The organism is Borrelia hispanica CRI (assembly GCF_000500065.1).
Lineage (GTDB): Bacteria > Spirochaetota > Spirochaetia > Borreliales > Borreliaceae > Borrelia > Borrelia hispanica.
On the sequence record NZ_AYOU01000066.1, the window covers coordinates 1 to 4149 of the forward strand.

Genomic DNA, 4149 nt, shown 5'->3' on the forward strand with positions numbered 1-4149 from the left:
AAACCAACCATCTATTGTTGCACCAACAAGATTATCTCCTAATCCTACTCGTTTGAAGTAATTATATTTGTCTATCCCATTAGCATATTTGTTTTTATGTAAAACTTGTATATTATCAGAATAAATACGTAGAAACTCATCAAATCCTAAATTTTCTAATGCTTTTCCTTTTTTAATATGCAAATTATCTTTATATGGAACTTCTTTCCCAAAAAATTTAAGTACTCTACTTACAATTAATTCAGAAGCAGTATCAGCACCAAGAAATATACTCCCAACTTCACTAGCACCAAATCTTGTTAATCCTTCACGTTGAATAGAAAAATCTACTTTACTATTAAACTTGAAATATTCATTCTTTTTGATACCAGGTAATTTACGTCCTATTTTGCTCATTTTACTTACATTAGTTTGTTTATTATTATCAGAATCTACGGTTGGAACAAAAGATTCTAAACCTTTAATAACTGGTTGGGTGTATAAATTTTGACAATTCATTTTTTTTACTCCATTATTAATTTTTGTAATATTATTTTTATTCATATTTGCCTCCTTCGTGGTTATACATAAATAAAAATATATAGCAAAAATTATAAATAACAAATATTTTTATTAAAAAAATATTTGTATAAGGTAAGAAAATATTAATTTACAAAATATGATATAAATTTTTAGATCTTTGTTAGAAACTTCTAAAAATTACTAACAAAGATCTAAAATCTTCATAGACGATCCACAAAGGATGCGTTTGAATAAACACATGCCATTAATAATAATAATAAAATACACCAATTTTAAAAGAATATCAACTATTACGAAATTCTTTTATAAACTCTTCTAGCCAATCCTTTTTACCTAAAAAAAGCCTATCCAATATAAACCCTGTAAGTTTTGAATTTTTTTTATAAAAATCATAACTTTCTTGATTCTTAAGTTGAAATCTTAATGGTTTTATTGGATTTTGTCTTGACTTCTTTATTATCCCATTTGTTTTAGTTTTAATATACCTTATAGAAGCTCTTATTCCATTAAGAGTAATAAAATCTTCTTCAAGTAATCCTGTTTCTATTGCCGTAGCTAATTTTATATATTCATAAGACTGAGTTTTTGCAAGTTTAAATTCCGATAAAAAATCTTTAAAAGACTTAAATCCTCCTTCTATATAAAGCTTTTTATCATTTATCTTCTTTAATACTTTCATAGTATCAATGATATTATATATTTCTGATTTAATATTATTTTTTAATTGTTTTACCAAATGATCAAATTCTTCTTTTCTTTGATTTTCATCATTTTTATCAAGGATATAATTTACATTATTATTCGAAATTCGCTTATTAATTTTTAAATCAAGTTTTTGATTGTTCATATTTTTCTCCTATATTATAATAAGTTCGGCACTCCGAACTTATTATATTTGCTATTTTTTAATTCACAACTTTAATAAAATAGAATCTAATATTTTGCTATATTCGATAATATAATCTTTCGTAAAATCAAACTTTTCGTTACAACATATTCTTTTATTCAAATCTTCTCTTTCGCTTATAGAACCTAAAAATCCATTTTTAACACTTACTATTTTCATTAAATGTTTATGTGTAATATTTTTTTTAAATCTTGTTATAATAATAAATATAGGTATACCCGCCACTTCTTTTACGAATTCCCTTAATGTTTCAAATCCTTCTACAGCCCATTTTTCTGCCGTCATTGGAGATACCACACAATGACTACTTATTAAAGCAAGTTTCAATGTAAAATTTCTTTTAGGATTAGTATCAATTATGACATAATCATAACTATCAATTATAGAATTTAATTTTGTCTTTAATGCAAATTCAATAGCTAAATGACGATTACTATAATAATAATCCCCATTCAATTCATCCACATTGATATAGCTAGGTATTAAATCTATATTATTTCCAATATTAATAACAGCATTGCTAAGTTCTAAACCATCTTTTATAACTTTATATATATTTGTTTTAGAGACATCAACATCCTGTGCTTCTAATTCGTCAAAATAGTAACTTGTAGTAGCGGCTTGATCATCCGTATCGATTAAAAGAACTCTATATTGATGCGACAATAAATTTGCAAATATTATTGAAGTCGTACTTTTGCCAACTCCACCTTTGAGACTTGCGATAGTAATTACTTTAGATTTTTTTCGATCCATTTGACTATATTTCCTTTTTTTGGTAATTCTTTACTATAAAATTCATATACTTCTCTTTCTAATCTCACAATAATCGCAAGTAAAGTTTGACAATATACAGTACCTATCTTTTTTCTATTAATCAAAGAAGAAATTCCTTTTATATAACAAAAAATACTACCTTTTTTAAATCGAAATTCTACATAATAAATTTTTGAAAAAGTGGATATTTTGAGAACCCCATTATCTTCATATCTTCTCATTACATTTTTTATGGGCTTTCTATATCCATAAAAAATACCTAAAAACTTGTCATCTTCTTTTAAATGAAACAGGTGAAATATACATCTCTTTCCTTTGAAAAGTTCGTTTAAAATGATAAAAAATTTATGATTTTTCTTTTTATCTATTCCAAAGATATAAAAATCTTTTGTGATTTTCGTATGATAAAGCGTTCTATTTCCTTTTTTTTCTATTTGAATGAATATAGAATTTTGTTTTTGTGATGTTTCATATATATTTGCCATAATTCTATTGTTTAAACCTCATTTTGGTCATTATAGACCTATTTAGTATAGGTTCTTTAATTTTTTAAATTTTTCAACCATTCTTGTGTTCTAATTATACTATCTTCATATCTCTTTTTATTCGCATTTTCTTCTATCTTATCCAGATATCTCATTGTTTTCCATTTTGCTACATTTTTTATCATATAGTTCGTGTCGATCGTTCTATTTCCTATTTCTTTTTTCTCTTCTTTTTTATTTTTTTTATTCTTTATTTTTTTATTATTAGTTATATTATGACTGACATTTTTAGTTGCATTTTTAGATTTATGAATATTCAGCCCTTTGTTTTTTAAGTAATATTTTTGTTGTGTTTCTTTTGTGAATTTGTATGTTTCATTTGCATCATGTTCAACTATTGCTTGTTTATCTTCAAGAAAACGTTTTAAATTTTTGAGACTGTATTTATTTGCTGCATATCTTATGTATGAGCCATTTCCTTCGCCCAATCTTAATAAAGTTTTTTTAATAATACCTTTATTACATAACAAGGCTAAATCTTTTCTAAGGGTTCTGAGTGTAATTATTTTGAGTTCGTCTTTAGCTAGAAAACGATTTAGTGTATTTAAAATACTGGTTTGATTGTATTTGATAGAATTCTTTTGAAAGAATTTAACTATTGATACTATTTTATAATATCTGTTGTGATATTTCTTTGATGGCTTTTCGTAGGATTTAACCTGACGACCTGTATTTTGCATTCATTTTCTCCTTTGTAGATATTAATAATATCTATATTAACGCAATAATCATTAAAAAGTAAACCTTTAATTTATATAGAAATTGTTTTTATATAAAATTAACAAAAATATTATAACAAATACTTTAATAAATTCAATTTTTGTTATATATTTATATATAACCACGAAGGAGATTAAATATGAATAAAAACAATAATATATTAAAAAATCAATCAACAAATACAGTAGATGTAATAATAGATAAAATGAATTCAAGTAATATTGCAGAAGTATGGGAAACATACAAGATTATGCATAATCTTAACAAGATAGATGCTTATTCAGAACGAGAAATTTTAACTTTATTACAAGTAAATAAATTAAATCCATTTAAGAAGGAAGCATACATAATACCATTCAATGGACGTTATACAGTTGTAGTAGCATATCAAACATTGCTTATACGTGCATATGAAGCTGGATATAGCAAGTATGATCTTGACTTTGAAGAAAAATTGGTTAAATCAATTAAGATTGATTCTAAAGGTAATAAGGTGATACAAGAAGATTGGCAGTGTACAGCTTTTTTCAAATCAGATGATGGTAATCGTTATAGTTTTTCTGTTTTACTTAGTGAATATTATAAGAACACACCTATTTGGAGAGAAAAGCCAGTATTCATGTTAAGAAAATGTGCTGTAAGTTGTTTATGTAGAACTTTACCAGGTTCAGGACTTGA

5 protein-coding genes and 1 pseudogene are annotated in these 4149 nt (G+C 24.8%); 1 reads left to right on the forward strand and 5 read right to left on the reverse strand.

Annotation, left to right across the window (positions count from 1 at the left end; translation table 11 throughout):
• The 5 genes and pseudogenes from U880_RS0101725 to U880_RS0101745 all read right to left on the reverse strand — a co-directional run.
• A pseudogene (locus tag U880_RS0101725) lies at nt 1–543 on the reverse strand (DUF244 domain-containing protein); the annotation flags it as partial.
• Nucleotides 544–805: 262 nt separating this feature from the next.
• Nucleotides 806–1369: a chromosome replication/partitioning protein gene (locus tag U880_RS0101730; RefSeq protein ID WP_024654518.1), complete on the reverse strand. Its 564-nt coding sequence runs from the start codon at nt 1367–1369 to the stop codon at nt 806–808.
• A 63-nt stretch (nt 1370–1432) separates the two neighbouring features.
• A complete protein-coding gene (locus U880_RS0101735) occupies nt 1433–2185 on the reverse strand; it encodes a ParA family protein (RefSeq protein ID WP_024654519.1) in 753 nt (250 codons plus the stop codon).
• Nucleotides 2161–2691 carry a DUF226 domain-containing protein gene (locus U880_RS0101740; RefSeq protein ID WP_024654520.1) on the reverse strand — a complete coding sequence of 177 codons (531 nt, stop codon included), beginning with the start codon at nt 2689–2691 and terminating at the stop codon, nt 2161–2163. The genes U880_RS0101735 and U880_RS0101740 overlap by 25 nt, the downstream gene beginning before the upstream one ends.
• A gap of 56 nt (nt 2692–2747) precedes the next feature.
• Entirely contained in the window at nt 2748–3431 is a 684-nt protein-coding gene (locus U880_RS0101745) for a plasmid maintenance protein (protein ID WP_024654521.1), read from the reverse strand.
• A gap of 179 nt (nt 3432–3610) precedes the next feature.
• On the opposite strand from U880_RS0101745, the gene U880_RS0101750 reads away from it, so the two are divergent.
• A partial coding sequence (locus U880_RS0101750) for a recombinase RecT (RefSeq protein ID WP_024654522.1) occupies nt 3611–4149 on the forward strand: 539 nt, incomplete at its 3' end.